This window comes from Pseudomonas sp. B21-010 (assembly GCF_024749325.1).
In the GTDB taxonomy this organism is placed as follows: domain Bacteria; phylum Pseudomonadota; class Gammaproteobacteria; order Pseudomonadales; family Pseudomonadaceae; genus Aquipseudomonas; species Aquipseudomonas kilonensis.
The window spans coordinates 2,195,355-2,209,347 of record NZ_CP087198.1; the positions used below are offsets into that span (position 1 = coordinate 2,195,355).

At 57.0% G+C, this 13,993-nt stretch carries 18 protein-coding genes; 3 read left to right on the plus strand and 15 right to left on the minus strand.

Annotated features, from left to right (window positions below; genetic code table 11):
• Positions 1–39: 39 nt before the first annotated feature.
• From LOY50_RS09765 to LOY50_RS09785, 5 genes are all read right to left on the minus strand, one after another.
• A complete protein-coding gene (locus tag LOY50_RS09765) occupies positions 40–252 on the minus strand; it encodes a tail protein X (RefSeq protein WP_003199765.1) in 213 nt (70 codons plus the stop codon).
• The gene (locus tag LOY50_RS09770; RefSeq protein ID WP_258690733.1) at positions 252–713 is read right to left on the minus strand and encodes a head completion/stabilization protein; all 462 of its coding nucleotides are present in this window, start codon (positions 711–713) and stop codon (positions 252–254) included. Before LOY50_RS09770 ends, LOY50_RS09765 begins: the two co-directional genes overlap by 1 nt.
• A gap of 104 nt (positions 714–817) precedes the next feature.
• On the minus strand, positions 818–1,516 hold the full coding sequence (locus LOY50_RS09775; RefSeq protein WP_258690734.1) for a terminase endonuclease subunit: 699 nt from the start codon (positions 1,514–1,516) through the stop codon (positions 818–820).
• A gap of 10 nt (positions 1,517–1,526) precedes the next feature.
• A complete protein-coding gene (locus LOY50_RS09780) occupies positions 1,527–2,534 on the minus strand; it encodes a phage major capsid protein, P2 family (protein WP_258690735.1) in 1,008 nt (335 codons plus the stop codon).
• Between the two features lie 43 nt (positions 2,535–2,577).
• Entirely contained in the window at positions 2,578–3,408 is an 831-nt protein-coding gene (locus LOY50_RS09785) for a GPO family capsid scaffolding protein (RefSeq protein WP_258690736.1), read from the minus strand.
• 167 nt (positions 3,409–3,575) lie between these two features.
• Here LOY50_RS09785 and LOY50_RS09790 point away from each other — a divergent pair, with 167 nt between their 5' ends.
• Both LOY50_RS09790 and LOY50_RS09795 read left to right on the plus strand, forming a co-directional pair.
• On the plus strand, positions 3,576–5,336 hold the full coding sequence (locus LOY50_RS09790; protein WP_258690737.1) for a terminase ATPase subunit family protein: 1,761 nt from the start codon (positions 3,576–3,578) through the stop codon (positions 5,334–5,336).
• A 26-nt stretch (positions 5,337–5,362) separates the two neighbouring features.
• Positions 5,363–6,358, plus strand: a complete 996-nt coding sequence (locus LOY50_RS09795) for a phage portal protein (RefSeq protein ID WP_258691220.1) — start codon at positions 5,363–5,365, stop codon at positions 6,356–6,358.
• A 13-nt stretch (positions 6,359–6,371) separates the two neighbouring features.
• Here LOY50_RS09795 and LOY50_RS09800 read toward each other — a convergent pair whose 3' ends face one another.
• Positions 6,372–6,623, minus strand: coding sequence for a hypothetical protein (locus LOY50_RS09800; RefSeq protein ID WP_258690738.1), 252 nt, complete (start codon positions 6,621–6,623; stop codon positions 6,372–6,374).
• Positions 6,620–6,937: a hypothetical protein gene (locus tag LOY50_RS09805; protein WP_258690739.1), complete on the minus strand. Its 318-nt coding sequence runs from the start codon at positions 6,935–6,937 to the stop codon at positions 6,620–6,622. Before LOY50_RS09805 ends, LOY50_RS09800 begins: the two co-directional genes overlap by 4 nt.
• A gap of 248 nt (positions 6,938–7,185) precedes the next feature.
• Here LOY50_RS09805 and LOY50_RS09810 point away from each other — a divergent pair, with 248 nt between their 5' ends.
• The gene (locus LOY50_RS09810) at positions 7,186–7,824 is read left to right on the plus strand and encodes a hypothetical protein (protein WP_258690740.1); all 639 of its coding nucleotides are present in this window, start codon (positions 7,186–7,188) and stop codon (positions 7,822–7,824) included.
• 161 nt (positions 7,825–7,985) lie between these two features.
• Here the strand turns inward: LOY50_RS09810 and LOY50_RS09815 are convergent, their stop codons facing one another.
• The 8 genes from LOY50_RS09815 to LOY50_RS09850 all read right to left on the minus strand — a co-directional run bounded on the left by LOY50_RS09815 (position 7,986) and on the right by LOY50_RS09850 (position 13,914).
• Positions 7,986–8,198 (minus strand): hypothetical protein, encoded by a 213-nt coding sequence (locus LOY50_RS09815; protein ID WP_258690741.1) that lies wholly within the window; start codon positions 8,196–8,198, stop codon positions 7,986–7,988.
• 1,048 nt (positions 8,199–9,246) lie between these two features.
• The gene (locus tag LOY50_RS09820; protein ID WP_080766451.1) at positions 9,247–9,459 is read right to left on the minus strand and encodes a hypothetical protein; all 213 of its coding nucleotides are present in this window, start codon (positions 9,457–9,459) and stop codon (positions 9,247–9,249) included.
• A 323-nt stretch (positions 9,460–9,782) separates the two neighbouring features.
• Positions 9,783–10,067 (minus strand): type II toxin-antitoxin system RelE/ParE family toxin, encoded by a 285-nt coding sequence (locus LOY50_RS09825; RefSeq protein WP_024616334.1) that lies wholly within the window; start codon positions 10,065–10,067, stop codon positions 9,783–9,785.
• Positions 10,057–10,299, minus strand: coding sequence for a hypothetical protein (locus tag LOY50_RS09830; protein ID WP_024616335.1), 243 nt, complete (start codon positions 10,297–10,299; stop codon positions 10,057–10,059). Before LOY50_RS09830 ends, LOY50_RS09825 begins: the two co-directional genes overlap by 11 nt.
• A 220-nt stretch (positions 10,300–10,519) precedes the next feature.
• Positions 10,520–11,242, minus strand: a complete 723-nt coding sequence (locus tag LOY50_RS09835) for a metallophosphoesterase (protein WP_258690742.1) — start codon at positions 11,240–11,242, stop codon at positions 10,520–10,522.
• A 93-nt stretch (positions 11,243–11,335) separates the two neighbouring features.
• Positions 11,336–11,935, minus strand: coding sequence for a putative adenosine monophosphate-protein transferase Fic (locus LOY50_RS09840; protein WP_258690743.1), 600 nt, complete (start codon positions 11,933–11,935; stop codon positions 11,336–11,338).
• Positions 11,935–12,105 carry a YhfG family protein gene (locus LOY50_RS09845; RefSeq protein ID WP_003199786.1) on the minus strand — a complete coding sequence of 57 codons (171 nt, stop codon included), beginning with the start codon at positions 12,103–12,105 and terminating at the stop codon, positions 11,935–11,937. The genes LOY50_RS09840 and LOY50_RS09845 overlap by 1 nt, the downstream gene beginning before the upstream one ends.
• A gap of 661 nt (positions 12,106–12,766) precedes the next feature.
• Positions 12,767–13,914, minus strand: a protein-coding gene (locus tag LOY50_RS09850) for an IS3 family transposase (RefSeq protein WP_258689295.1) whose coding sequence is annotated in 2 segments (ribosomal slippage) — positions 12,767–13,659 and positions 13,659–13,914 — 1,149 coding nt in all. Because the reading frame shifts where the segments join, the coding sequence is not laid out codon by codon here.
• Positions 13,915–13,993 lie beyond the last annotated feature (79 nt).

The following is a 13,993-nucleotide window of genomic DNA, read 5'->3' on the forward strand; positions in this document are numbered from 1 at the left end:
ATCCAGGGTTGGTGGGTTCGTGGGCTCGTTGCAGGTTGATCAGTCCCATAGGTTCACCATCTGCCGCTGTGGCGCAGCCGTCTGGGCTTCGGGCATCTGCACGGCCAAGCCTTGGGGCAGGATCGGCCCGTAGTCGGCCAGACCGGGGTTGGCTTCGAGTACCGCTTCGGTTACGCCAGCGGTGCGGCCGTAGTGACGCCAGCACAACGCGTCAACGGTGTCGTTTTGAAAGGCGCGGACGGTGACGGGCATCAGATCAGCTCCACGGTGGTGCGGTTGATGCCAAGGAAGTCACGCACAGCCCAGCGCAAGTCGCGGCGGTAATCGTCAATGTTTGGCGTGAGGTCTTCGGCGTTCTGGTTGCCGTTGTTGGTGCTGTCGTAGGAGCGGTAACGCTCACACACTTCGGCGCCGGTGGCGGCTTCGATGGCGCGGCGGTAGAGGTGCACCAGGACAGATACGTCGTTGATTTTTTCGCCGGGAACGTCTGCCAGTTCGGCATGGCCTGCGGCTTGTTGGATGGCGCGCCATCCGCTCAGCTCGCGATTGACGCTGATGGCGGCGGCAACAGCGGCGGTTTCCAAACGTGGCGCGGTGACGCTGGCATCGATCCGCAGGGTGGCTCGCAGCTCGTCGAGATCAATCGAGGGCCAGAAGGCGTCGGTGTTGATATGGCCGCTGGCGACGGGGCCGCTGGCTACGAATCCGCTCATGGAACAGCACTCAAAAATAGGTCGCCGGTGGTCGGGGCTTCACGTTCAGGAGGAGCGGCCTGGCCGATCCGCCCCGAGCCGGCGGGGTGCGTGGGGACGCTCGGTTAGCCGGCAGTGCCGGCAAGTTTGTTGAGCAGGCGTTCGGCCCGCTCCAGATCTTTCTTGCCACCGCAGGCGTCGTGCAGGGCGATAGCTTTTTTCAGTAGATCCACACCGGCCTGGACCTTGCCGGGTTGGCCCGGGGCCTCCTCGGTGATGCCTTCCAACGTGGCGCGGCCCATGGCGAGAAACAGCTTGGCGCGGGCCTGGTCGGGCATGTCTTCGGCGTCGGTGAGTTCGGCGGTGCGGTGCAGGATCGCCAGGTCGAACGATTCGCCAACCTTCTGAGCCTTGAAGGCTGCCGTGGCGACTTCCTCGGCTACCAGGCAACCCAAGGTGCGGGCGAAGCGGTCGGGCATGACCATCTTGTGTTCCAGCACGTAGGTCGCGATGTCGAGCCCTCCGGTGAAGTCACCGGCATCGAAGCGCCAGACCATGACGGTGGTCAGTACCTCGTCCTGCGCGCCCTGGCCGCCTTCCAGCACACCTTGCACGTAGGATTCATAGCTCGGCAGCAACTGGCGCTTGAGTTCGGCCTTGCCCTGGTTGGACTGGACCTGTTTCAGGCGCAGGCGGTCTTGCAGCAGTTGGTTGAGCTGGTGTTCGTAGGCTGTAGCGCCGGCCATGGTTTGGGTGGGTTCGGTCGCTGCCGCCTCAATGGCGGCAGTGACACGTTCAAAATGGCGGCGGCAGGGGTTGGTCATGGTGGCCGCCTCAGTTCAGGGTGATGTTTTCGGCCATGGCCGCGCAGCCCAGGTCTTCGATGACGTAGCTTTCGTTCACCGATTCGTAGTTCTCGATGCGGTCGCGCTTGGCGTTGTCCACAACGGTGCGGCGGCGGGTACCTTCCTGCCAGTACAACGACAGGTTATCCAGGCGGGTCACCAGCAGGCCGTTGGCCGGGAAGTGCGGCACGCGTACCGCTGGCAGGTTGCCGAGCCGTTTTTGACTGGTGACGATGTCGGCCGCCAGCATTTCGGTCGGCGCCTGGACCTTGTTGATGATCGGGAAATACTTGTCGGCCAGCAGTTGGCGACCGCAGATGACCACCAGTTCGGTGTCCTCCTGATACCAAGGCTCGATGAACTCGTTGACCATGCTAACGACCAGGGCGTCGATGTTTTCGAAATCCTTGCCGGAGCCGATTTCGATTTTGCCGCTACCGGCCACTACCTCATCCAGAACCCGGGCGGGGTTCTCCAGGCGCATTTTCTGAAGCCAGCCGATGTTGACGTCCTGCAACAGCGGGTTGGTGAGCGGGTTGGATGTAGCGGCACGGCTGATCCCGTTCCAGCCAATCATGATCCGGTTGAGGGCCTGGGCTTTGATGATGGCGTCGCGGATGCGTGCCTGGAAGTCCTTGAACTTGGCCCACTGGTCCAGCTTCTGATAGCGCAGACCGGTATCGAAGTTGGTTTGGGTGCAGGTGTACCCACGGTCGTCCAGGCCGCTTGGATCGCGTGGTTCGCGGTCTTTGACGGTGGTGTCGGTAGTGCTGGCAATGGTGCCGTCGATACCGATGCCAATCTTTTCACCCGACTGTTCCGATACGGGGTAGAAGTTGATTGCGCTGAGGAACGCGCTGGATTCCTGCATGCGGGTTTCCAAGGTCTGGGCGACGCTTGGGTCTGCGGTGAATTTGGTGGTGACGTCAGTCACCCCATGCAGCTGCGCCAGTTGTTGCAGGTAGGCGTTGAACAGTACTCGGGTGTCGTTACGCATGTTGATCGTCCTTCATGATTCGGGGCTGTGGTTGGGCTGACTGTCAGCAGTCGGTCACGACCAGGTCATTGCCGCCGGTTACAGGCGGGCGCGTTTTCTGGCTGTGGTCCTGGGTGGTGGAGAGCTTGTTTTTCAGCTCCGTGAGTTCCGTGCTGACCTGGTCGAGCTGGGTTTTCAGCCCCGCCGAGAATTTCTTTTCGGCGGCCAGTTGGTCGGGTAGATCCTTGACGTGTTCGGCGATGGCTTCGACGGCTTCGCCGATCTGGGCGAACTCGGTGTCGTCCTTGGCCTGCTTGCCGGTCAGCAGCGCTTGCACCTTGTTGAACAACTGGGCGCCGATGCTGGGCTTCTCTTCGATTTCCTCGAACTTCAACTCGGCTTCCACCGCCTCGGTAAACATCGACGTTGCCGAGTAGTGGCGATCCTTGAAGGGGCTGGCGTCAGGTTTCTGGGCTGAGAACGCCAGGACGTCGGTGCCCAGGCTGGCGGGCGAGTCAGTGACCGCCAGGCCAACGATGTAGGCCTCGCCGGTGTCGGCAAAGCTGTCGTCGATTTCGATAGAGGTGTAGATCTTCTGTTTCGCCTTGTTCATGGCGATCAGCTCTGGGGTGGGCTCAACTTGGGCGAACAGGGCCAGTTTTTTCTGGCCGTTGATGTCCACCTCTTCGGCCTTCACGGCCAGGACATCGCCGTAGGCCTTGAACGGGCTATCGGGCAACAGGCTGCGGAAATGCTCCAGCCAAATACGGGCGCCGTAGGTAGACGGGTTGAAGTTCTTGGCGGCCTGTTCCAGCCAGCTGCGTTTGATGGTGCGCTTGTCCGAAGTAGCGCCCTCGACGGCGACGCGGAACCAGTTGCTGCGAAACTTCTTCATGCCGGGAATCCTCAGTGCGTGGGGCGCCTGCTGGGTTGAGCAGTGCGTTGCAATGAGGGGCATGGTCGTCACGGGCGCGAGCGGCGGCAACGAGGCGGGACTGTAGGCGGGGAGGGTACAAGGGGCGGCGCTATTGAGTCGTCGCCTTGGGCGGCAGCATCTCGGCCATGACGACGACCTGCCTGCTGCCTATCGATCCACGACGCCAATCCAAGTTCCTGTACTGGATGGGTTGGCGCATCTGCGAGATTGCCGAGGCTACGGGCGAAAAGGAAAAAACGCTACACAGCTGGAAGGCCCGCGACGAGTGGGACCGGGCCGACAATGTTGAACGCATCGGTGGCGCCCTGGAAGCGCGCTTGGTGCAGTTGATCCTCAAGGACAACAAGACCGGCGGCGATTTCAAAGAGATCGATCTGCTGCATCGACAGCTTGAACGCCAGGCCCGCATTCAGCGTTTCCAGGGCGGCGGCACCGAAACCGACCTCAACCCGAACCTCGCCAAGCGCAACGAGGGGCCGAAGAAAAAGTCACCGAAGAACGACATCAGCGAAGACCAGATCGAGCTGCTGCGCGAGGCGTTCATCGACGGCTGTTTCGACTACCAGAAAGATTGGTACCGGGCCGGCAACCAACGCACCCGCGTCATCCTCAAGAGTCGGCAGATCGGCGCCACGTATTACTTCGCTCGCGAGGCGTTTATCGATGCCCTGGACACCGGTCGCAATCAGATTTTTCTGTCGGCTTCGAAGAACCAGGCCTACCTGTTCCGTGGCTACATCCAGGCCTTCGCCCGGGAAGTCATCGGCGTTGAGCTGACCGGTGACCCGATTGTGCTGCCCAACGGCGCCGAGCTGTTTTTCCTCGGGACCAACGCCCGCACCGCCCAGGGCTATCACGGCAATTTCTACTTCGACGAATTCTTCTGGACGTTCAAGTTTGAGGAGTTGAACAAGGTCGCCTCGGGCATGGCGATGCACAAGAAGTGGCGCAAAACCTATTTCTCCACACCGTCGAGCATGGCCCACGAGGCCTACACCTTCTGGACCGGCGAGCGCTTCAACAAGGGCAAACCCGCCGCGCAGCACACCAAGGTGGACGTGTCCCACGGCGCACTCCAGCAGGGTCGGTTCTGCGAGGACCGGTTATGGCGCCAGATCGTCACGATCCTCGACGCCGAGCGGGGCGGGTGCGATCTGTTCGACATCGAAGAGTTGCGCCGGGAGTACAGCCCCGAGGCCTTCGCCAACCTGCTGATGTGCGAGTTCGTCGATGACGGCGCGAGCATCTTCCCGCTGTCGGTGTTGCAGTCTTGCATGGTCGATAGCTGGGTGGAGTGGGCCGAGGACTACAAACCTTTCGCCATGCGCCCGTTCGGCGACCGTCAGGTATGGGTCGGCTATGACCCAGCCGAGACGGGCGATTGTTCCGGCCTGGTGGTGGTCGCGCCGCCCCTGGTGCCCGGCGGCAAGTTCCGCGTGCTCGAGCGCCATCAATTTCGCGGCATGGACTTCGCCGCCCAGGCCGCCGCCATCAAGGGCGTGTGCGACCGCTACTGGGTCACCTACATCGGCATCGACGTCACCGGTCTGGGCAGCGGCGTAGCCCAGCTGGTGCGCCAGTTTTTCCCGGCGGTGACCACCTTCAGCTACTCGCCCGAGGTGAAAACCCGCCTGGTGCTAAAGGCCTACGACGTGATTCACAAGGGCCGGTTGGAGTTCGACGCCGGCTGGACCGACATGGCCCAGTCGCTCATGGCTATTCGCAAAACCATCACCGCAGGTGGCCGGCAGTTCACCTACACCGCCGGCCGCAACGACAACACCGGCCATGCCGACCTGGCCTGGGCGCTCTTCCACGCATTGCAGAACGAACCGCTCGAAGGGCAGACCGCTGCCAATACCGGGCGAATGGAGATTTTCACATGACCGAACAACTCGCCAGCCAAGAACTAATGCCGGCCACCCTCGACGCCGCCAGTGCGGGTACCCAGGTGTTCAGCTTCGGTGACCCGACGCCGGTGCTGGGTGGTCGGGAGGTGTTCGACTACCTGGAGTGCTGGTTCAACGGGCGGTGGTATGAGCCGCCGTTGTCGCTTAACGGGTTGGCTCGGTCTGTGGGAGCGAGCGTGCATCTGCATTCAGGGTTGATGTTCAAGCGCAACCTGTTGAGCAAGACGTTTATCCCGCATCCGATGCTATCCCGGGCGGCTTTTGAACAGTTCGCGCTGGATTTTCTGTGCCTGGGAAATGGCTATCTGGAAAAGCGCCGTTCGGTGCTGGGTAGCACGAGGCAACTGGTGCCGTCGCTGGCGAAGTACATGCGGGTCGGGCCGGAAGGGCAGTTTTACCAGGTGCAGGGCTGGAAGAATGAGCACGCGTTTGAGCCGGGGAGCATTTTCCATCTGCGTGAGGCGGACTTGCACCAGGAGATTTATGGGCTGCCGGAGTGGATCAGTGCGTTGCAGTCGGCGCTGTTGAATGAGTCGGCGACGCTGTTTCGGCGTAAGTATTACGAGAACGGCAGTCACGCCGGTTTCATCCTGTACATGACCGATGCGGCGCAGACTGAGGCGGATATCGACGCTTTGCGTAAGGCGCTGAAGGAGTCCAAAGGACCGGGGAATTTTCGGAATCTGTTTGTTTACTCACCCACGGGCAAGAAGGATGGGATTCAACTAATCCCTGTCAGCGAGGTAGCGGCCAAAGACGAATTCAACTCGATCAAGAATCAGACCCGTGATGATGTGCTGGCGAGCCTGCGCATTCCACCGCAGTTGATGGGGATCGTGCCGCAGAACGCGGGTGGGTTTGGATCGATCAGGGAGGCGGCGCAGATCTACGCGGCCAACGAGCTTGAGCCTATTCAGACGCGGATGACGCAGCTGAATCACTGGCTAGGGGAGGAGGTCTTGCGCTTCAAGCCCTACGCAACCGCTGAGGAGGCTTAAAGTCCTCGCGCAACTAACGAGGCGAGGTCAACACCGGCAGTTCGCTCAGCAGCGCGGCCAGCGCGTGCCACGGGTGTTTGGCACACTCACTGTCAATCGCGCAACCGGCGCCGTGCTGGAACGGCTCCCCGGCGTCCCGAGCGAACTGGCCCACGCCACAAAGGGCGCACAACAACATATTGCCGTCCAGCACCCAGCGCAGGGACCAGTTGTTCAGGCCCTCGTCGCGGAGGTACCGGGCCGCGTTACGGTCACGCGCGCTCATTCAGGGACCACTCCAGAAGGCCCGCCATGACTGGCCGCATCGTTCATGAAGGTAGCGACCTCGGCATGCTGCAAAGCCTGGTCGCGCACCAGTCGAGAAAACCATACGCTTAGACGGGTGACGCTGCGCGCTTGCTGCTGGCCGACCGCCTGCAAATAGTCGAACAGCTCGCTTTCTAACGTGCTGGCCGACTGCGCCAGGACTTCCGGCCTGATTGCCCGGGCGATACGTGCGGCCAAGTCGGCCACCTCAGGGGCGTAGCTGCGCAAGGCACTCAAGCGCTGCTCATAGGACGGCGTAACGGGTAACGGCATGGCGGTACGTCCTTTTCGAGTGAGGGGCCCCCAGTGCGTAAAACCAGAGCCAGGGGGGGTGAACCAGTGTAGGGGGTTGTGGTCACCGTGCCCAATAAAGAGGCCCCACACCTGGCTTGGGTGTGTGGGCCTATTTGACATAAATGGCGCTATTCGCAGCCCAGCCTCGGCATGAAACAAAAATAAGAAGGGTTCGGATCAGCCATGACAGAATCCACGATGTCATTTTGTAATCATGGAGTTTATAGATGAACCGTTTTGCGCATTTTTTTGGAATTCTGGCCACGGTCGTAAGCTTTGCTACCTCCGCTGCCTCTTCCCTCCAGGACATTAACTATTCGGTAGTCAGTGATAAGTCTAAGCGCGATATCAAGCGAGCGGTCGAGGTTGTTCTAGATGAACGCGTGGATCAACCCACACTTGAAGCATTGGCGAATCAAATCAAAAACTCGAACCCAATGAGTTTTCAACGAACCTTCATCAGCTGGCGGATCAAAGGTGAGGATGGTGGTGGGTACTGGGCCAAGACAGATTTTGACCCGACATTAAACGTTCAGTTTCTGGGGGCCACAGTTGCTGAGTACAATAAACTTAAGACCACCGGCACGGCAGCCGATGGAGAGGTGTTTGGTAGCTGGCTTATTAACTGGGGTGCCGATTACAAAATGGTGGGTTACCGAAAAGGCGGTAAAATATTTATCCGCTCCACGTTTACAGATGGCTCGTCGGGAACCAAAGAGTTTGTTTCGAAGAAGGTCTCCGGTCGATCCGTTCTAGTCGATGCTGAAGGAAGCGATTTCGGTGAATACTACCTCGTCAACGTTCAGGGTGATCTGGAGTTCTGGGGCGAAAACGGCAATTTCTATACGGCTAAAAAAACTGACTGAAGCGCTGACGCGTTCGGATCCGAGTTTGCGCAAAATTGCGTCGAACCACACCATCTATAAACGCTTGGTCTAACGCCAAACGACAAAAGCCCGCCAATAGGCGGGCTTTTTTGTGTCGGTGATTTAATGAAAACGTCGCTACTCGTAACGCGACGGGTCACTCACGCCGGCGCAGTAGTGAACTCCTCCACCGTCATTTCGCCGAGATAAGACACGCTCAACAATGAAGCAGACGCCATACCAAGCACCTTATGAGCATTGTTGATCGACGCCTGAGTCACCCGGGCTTGAGGCAGCCCCATGGCAACAGAGTTATGCACGGTAGAGTTGCCAGTCACTTGGTAGAACGTGAATAGGTAGTAATGATGTTTCATGGACTCCAAACCTCTCCTTGGATGATGGCTCATTGTAATCACAGTGGCCGAGGCGGTGGGGTGCCTTTCGGTTATTACCCGTATGCAAACTCAGCCACGTACGTCCATTTGTACTGCCTACAGAACACCGCTGCCTTGCGGCGCTTGGCTCGGCAAACCCAAGTGGTCCTCCGCGAATTGGAAGTACGCATAAACGGTCACCCCTACCTAACCCATGACAGTCGATAACGCAGCTACTACGCCCGCGAGGCGCTTCATTCGATCCTGGAAATGCCTCGATACGGTGCGTTTTTTCGGGGCTGTGGCGTGCTTCACACCTGGCGCGCGCCGTCGTCCCCCCACCGCGCCTCCGGTCTAAATAGGTCTTTTTTTCCGCACACCTGCGGACTGCTCGAAACGAGCCCGGCCGGGGGCCTTCTGACGATTCTGGGAGGTGCAAAAGCCTGCGGATCCCTGCATGCCGAGGGGGTTCGCTCATTGGTCTCGACAGGCGCTTGGCTTGAGGGGAAGGGGGCGGTTCAGAAAAAGAGTAATTTCAGTAATCAGGGGGAAGGGATGGCCTGGAGCCCACGTATTCCGTGGCTTTGCTGATTACAAAGATGAGTAACAAAGAGGTAACTAAAAAAGTAATAAATTATCAAGCCATTGAATTTAAAGGGTTTTTTGTTTTGTGAGAGTTACGTCAAATAAGAGTAATCAGATTACTTCAATATTACTTAAAAATTACTCTTTTCGGATCTGATAAAGTCCTTTGTTTTCAATGGATTACAGGCTGAATCGGGCCGATGTTACTCATGTTACTCTTTTTTTTGCCCCCCCCTGATACTTCTCTTTTGCTAGCCCATACGTGCGGACGCGTACGTGCGACCGGCATTTTGTCGAGTCGATGATTAACATGGGGGCTGGACTGGGTTGGGCAATGCTAGGGATTGGAGCGACAAGCACTACAGCGCGCCCATGAGCACGCTGTTTGGTGGCTGAACAGAACCTGGAGGACAGTGAGTGGTGTGAAAGTGTTCGGCTTTTGCCTGCACAGCAAGGCTCGTATTTACGAGGCACGCCCTCTGATTCGAGCCAGGCCTTGTTTGATATGGCCTGCGTTTTCACCAATCGTGCTAAGTGCGCCTCGAACGTTCTCACCCGTCTCTGAAGCGTCTTGCTGCTCAGCCCACAGAGTCAGCTCCATTACGGCCGCTTCTAGGGCTAATTGATTTTGATAAAGCCGTTCCAGAACATCCGCTAGAGAGTATTCGCTTGCCATAGGTGCCGACTCGATTCGAAAGAAATTAAGCATAGCAGTAGCCAATGTGCGGGATTTGCTGGAGGCAGCGAGAACGGGGCCGGGCTTCGGTGCGTTGGAATGGTGTTGGTACAAAAGTGGTACTGGTTTTTTCGGGGGGCGCTACAAGGCACGTTTTACGAGGGCTGTAGCATTAGGAGTTCCAATCCATCATCGGCGCGACGGAGAAACGGTGGGAGAGCGGGGCAGTTTGTAGGGGCATTGGGAATCTGAATCAGCGAGGCGGATGGCACAGTTTATCAGGGAAGGGCAGGACGTGTTGGGAGCGCAATATTGCGCCGACTTCACCAGTTGGTGCGGGGGCGTTGTCGAGTGTGGAATACGCCGAGGATTTGGAGGCGATCACCGTGTACGCGGTACGGAATCAGGTAAGACCAGTTTGGGACCGCCCATTCCCGCGTCTGTTTGACTCGTCCTTCTCGACCCATTGCGGGAAACTGAGCCAATTTGTCTACGCTGGCGAAGATCGCTTCGGAGAAGTCGTCAGCAGCCTTGGGGTTTTCAAGTGCAATATAGCTGGCTTCGTCCTCCAGGTTTTTGAGTGCTTTTTCCAGCCACTCAACCTGCATTCTGACTCCAGCGCCGAGCACGCATCGCTGCCACTTGCTCATCGGTAGCAAATTTGCCTTGGTCAGCTTCCTTTACGGCAAGTTCGATCTGTGTGGTCAGCGCTTTTTCGTGTTCGATGAAGTCGCGAAGAACGTCCATCGCCAAGTAGCTCGCACTTTGGCCGTTGGTCTTGGCCAGATCGGCGAGGGAGTTCGATAGGTCTTCGGGCAGATTCAGGGATATGCCGGACATGGCAGCCTCGATGGTGGACGTTTTCGGGCATCTTACACCGTTGACCGAGCGCTTGAATCAGCAGGCCGTCGCAAGGTGTGTCTCGACGTGAGTTGTTCCCCTCGTGCGCTGATCTGAAAAAGCCTCACAGACGCCGCCGTCCCGGGGGTAAATGTGGGATATGGAATGGCATGACGTTGATCTCACACCGAGAATCAAAGCCAATGAGACTGCCCCATTCTCACTGGCTCATGCTTATGCTGATTATGGTTTCGGTTTGGATGTCTACCAGGCTCAATGCACCGTCGGAAAATGAGCAGCCGGTGTCGATATAAACGACGTTGCCCAGGTGTATAACACGGGGTACTGTTGAGTGCCCAACATAGAGCCGATCTATCCCTTTAATGGAAGTGAGGTCTTGTTGCTCGATTTTCTCTCTTGCATACAGCGCTGTTTTCAAGGCTTGCCGTTGATGTGACTCTCCAGAATTTCCAGTGATAGCGTCTTTGGCTTCCTGCCATCCATCGTCACTTCGGATGACAGGAACTTCGGCATGAACTATTCCAATTGTTTGATCGCTTGGTAAATTGATTTCAATGATCAATGGAAGTGCTTGCAGGGCTTTTGATAGTTCTTGTTGAATGTCGGGTTGTAACTCGTAGAGCCAGGCACCACCGTTTCGGATATGTCGGGGTATGTCGCCATGGCCGGAGATACAGTCAATAAGCATCTGCTCATGATTGCCGCGTACGGCATGGAACCACGGCTTCTCAAGCCAGTTCAATACATCCATGGAGTCGGGACCTCGGTCGATGAGGTCTCCCACGGAAAAGATGCGATCCAGCTCAGTGTTGAAGTTTAGTTTGTCTAAGGCTGCTGTTAGAAGTTTGAAATGCCCGTGAACGTCGCCCACCACAAAATCACGACCTTTTTTGTTGGATGGGAAAGATCTCGTCCTGTACATTTTCAGTGCTTCAGCAGATGTTGATTGGCGGTGACTGTATCACTTGGCGAAATAAACAGTAAGCTGCTGAGCGGGGGGAATAACGTTGTGCGGTCAAGCTTGAATCGCCTGCCCAATACACTTCTCAAAAACCTGCTCCATAGGCTCCATGACGCCGTTGTAAGCCGCGATATTGGCGTAGATCCACTCGTCCTTCTCAATCCCCCACCAACTGATTTCAAACCCGGCATTCATGATGAGGTGTTCAAACAGGATGCGTTGCGCACGACCGTTGCCTTCGCGGAAGGGGTGTACGACATTGATGTCGGAATAGGTCTCTGCAACAGCAACTATCAGCTCAGCCCGCTCCATGCCCTCGAACCAGTTTGCTGCTGCCAGGGCGGTGAAGATCTTGCTGGCTTGCTTCTCCATGTACTCGGGTTGGCAGAAGCGGGTGGCTTGTTTGGACATGCCAACGGTGCGCAGCTCTCCGGCCCATTCGAACAGGTCTGAAAAGAGGATTCGATGAATGTTTTGAAGGTAGGCCAGGCTATAGGGAGGAGGGCTGAACTCGACGTTGTCCGCTGCGATGGCCGAGAGCTGTTGTTCGGCTTCGCTTAGGGTCGGCTCGTCTCGAATATCGAGTTTGTTGCGAAGGACGGTGGAGCCGGGATAGCAATAAGCGTCCTCGCCGACTCCATATTTGTCAGGCATCAGGTTCTGGTCTGGGTGAAGGCCTTCAAGACCTCTTCACGCGTTGGCATTTTGCGTTCGCCGTCGGCGAAGGTCGTTTTGAAACCTTCCAGACGGAGGCTGGCCGCGTAGTTGGATCTGCGCGTCCTGGCGGCATAGGCTTTTTTGGTTTCAAGGCTGACATTGCCCACGGGGCTGGACCTCAAATGGCGCTGGTGGGCGGATTATAGCCCATCCCGCAAGCGTGGCCTATGTTGCTGCCTGGACGAAAAGTATTGGGCGCATTCGTTTCGAGATTTTTCCTTGTGCTCATAGCTGTGCAGCCCAATCCATCGCCGGACACCCCCATCGGAAATTTCCCTCAAGACGCGTCGCTCCCCGCTGACTATCCACCCGATCACCCCGTGCGCTAAGTTCTCTCCGTCGCTGCAAATTCAGCGGCAGGGTGTGGAAGCCCTCTTCACTAAGACGCGTAGCGTCGCAAAATTTAAAGCAGGCGCTTTTCTTATGTCTGCTGTTAAATTATGGCGGCTGTACGCGGGGCGTCTTCGGACGCGCCGAGATCCTTAGTGCTCGGACCTTCCACACCCGCGTACAGCTGCCACCCATCATGTGGAAGTGATGTCGGCAGATTTTTTCTCACTAAGGAATCAGCCAATGAAAAAGCTCACCCCCAACCCTCCGAAAACCACAACCAATCCAAGGTGGCTTTCGTCTAGCGTCATCCAAGAACCTCTCCTGCCAAATATCCGAATTTCGATCCCGAATTCGCTCTCTTTGCCAGCGGCATCCCAATCCGCCACTGACCTCCCTGAGGTGGTCAACTTTTTCCGGACACCTCAATCGGTGTTTTCAGGCTGTTTGCCGCTCGTACTGATTGGGCGGCAAATAGTCTAACGATGAATGCATTCGTCGTTCATTGTAGAACCGCACAATGTAATCCGTGACGTCCTTGATTGCTTCATCATGGTTGGCATAGTCTTTCCTCCAAACGCGCTCCATCTTCAGGTTCAAGAAGAAACGCTCCATGACTGCGTTGTCCCAGCAGTTGCCCTTGCGGCTCATGCTGCAGCGCAAGCCATGTCGTGTCAGCAAGGTTTGGTAAGTAACGCCTGCATACTGGCTGCCCCGATCTGAGTGCGCGATCAGACCCGGTTCAGGCTGTCTCTGTGTGATGGCCAGTTGCATAGCGCCGCACACCAACTCTGCGCGCATATGCGGTGCCATGGCCCAGCCCACGATCTTGCGTGAATACAAATCCATGACAGCCGCCAAGTACAGCCAGCCGCTTCGGGTGCGAATATAAGTGATGTCAGCAACCCATGATTGGTTGATCTGCTCGGGGTTGAACTGGCGGTTGAGCAGGTTCTCAGCTACCGGGAAATTATGATTACTGTCGGTGGTATGAACGAACTTGCGCTTCCAGATCGGGCGTAAATCCTGTTGTTTCATCAGCCGACGGACCTTGTGCCGCCCAATGGATACGCCATCGCTACGCAGCGCTTTCATCACCCGACGACTGCCATAACAGTGCTCATTGGTCATGAACGTAGCTTTGACCCGAGCTGCAATCGGACAGACAGCTTTTGGCTTAAAAGACCGCTGACGAGCTTCATAGAACCCCGAACGGCTGATCCGCAAAACCCGGCAGATACGTATTAGCGAGTAGGCCTTGCATTGCATTTGGTGAACCAATTGGTGGATCACTTCAATTCGCGGGCAAAGAAGGCCGTAGCTTTTTTTAATATGTCGTTGTCCGTCTTCAGCTCGCGGATCTGCTGCTCAAGCTGACGAATACGCTGTTGCTCGCTGGTTAACGGTTTGCCAATCCCTGTACCACCTAACTGCTCGGCTTGGTACTGCTGGACCCAGCGGCGCACGGCCGTGTCACTCAAGTCTAAATCGGTACAAACGGAGTTCACGCTCAGGCCCTGGTCAACAATCATCTTGCAGACTCTTAGCTTGAAAGCGGCGTCGAATTTTCTGTACTTCTTGGTCATGGAATACTCCTCAATAGGTGTAGTTTCACCTATTGAGGTGTCCGGGACTATTAGACCAGCTCACCCAACCCCGCAGGAG

Excerpts from the sequence above, each read along its gene's own strand:
- LOY50_RS09765 (WP_003199765.1), bottom strand. The coding sequence starts at position 252 with ATGCCCGTCACCGTCCGCGCCTTTCAAAACGACACCGTTGACGCGTTG.
- LOY50_RS09770 (WP_258690733.1), bottom strand. The coding sequence starts at position 713 with ATGAGCGGATTCGTAGCCAGCGGCCCCGTCGCCAGCGGCCATATCAAC.
- LOY50_RS09775 (WP_258690734.1), bottom strand. The coding sequence starts at position 1,516 with ATGACCAACCCCTGCCGCCGCCATTTTGAACGTGTCACTGCCGCCATT.
- LOY50_RS09780 (WP_258690735.1), bottom strand. The coding sequence starts at position 2,534 with ATGCGTAACGACACCCGAGTACTGTTCAACGCCTACCTGCAACAACTG.
- LOY50_RS09785 (WP_258690736.1), bottom strand. The coding sequence starts at position 3,408 with ATGAAGAAGTTTCGCAGCAACTGGTTCCGCGTCGCCGTCGAGGGCGCT.
- LOY50_RS09790 (WP_258690737.1), top strand. The coding sequence starts at position 3,576 with ATGACGACGACCTGCCTGCTGCCTATCGATCCACGACGCCAATCCAAG.
- LOY50_RS09795 (WP_258691220.1), top strand. The coding sequence starts at position 5,363 with ATGCCGGCCACCCTCGACGCCGCCAGTGCGGGTACCCAGGTGTTCAGC.
- LOY50_RS09800 (WP_258690738.1), bottom strand. The coding sequence starts at position 6,623 with ATGAGCGCGCGTGACCGTAACGCGGCCCGGTACCTCCGCGACGAGGGC.
- LOY50_RS09805 (WP_258690739.1), bottom strand. The coding sequence starts at position 6,937 with ATGCCGTTACCCGTTACGCCGTCCTATGAGCAGCGCTTGAGTGCCTTG.
- LOY50_RS09810 (WP_258690740.1), top strand. The coding sequence starts at position 7,186 with ATGAACCGTTTTGCGCATTTTTTTGGAATTCTGGCCACGGTCGTAAGC.
- LOY50_RS09815 (WP_258690741.1), bottom strand. The coding sequence starts at position 8,198 with ATGAAACATCATTACTACCTATTCACGTTCTACCAAGTGACTGGCAAC.
- LOY50_RS09820 (WP_080766451.1), bottom strand. The coding sequence starts at position 9,459 with ATGGCAAGCGAATACTCTCTAGCGGATGTTCTGGAACGGCTTTATCAA.
- LOY50_RS09825 (WP_024616334.1), bottom strand. The coding sequence starts at position 10,067 with ATGCAGGTTGAGTGGCTGGAAAAAGCACTCAAAAACCTGGAGGACGAA.
- LOY50_RS09830 (WP_024616335.1), bottom strand. The coding sequence starts at position 10,299 with ATGTCCGGCATATCCCTGAATCTGCCCGAAGACCTATCGAACTCCCTC.
- LOY50_RS09835 (WP_258690742.1), bottom strand. The coding sequence starts at position 11,242 with ATGTACAGGACGAGATCTTTCCCATCCAACAAAAAAGGTCGTGATTTT.
- LOY50_RS09840 (WP_258690743.1), bottom strand. The coding sequence starts at position 11,935 with ATGCCTGACAAATATGGAGTCGGCGAGGACGCTTATTGCTATCCCGGC.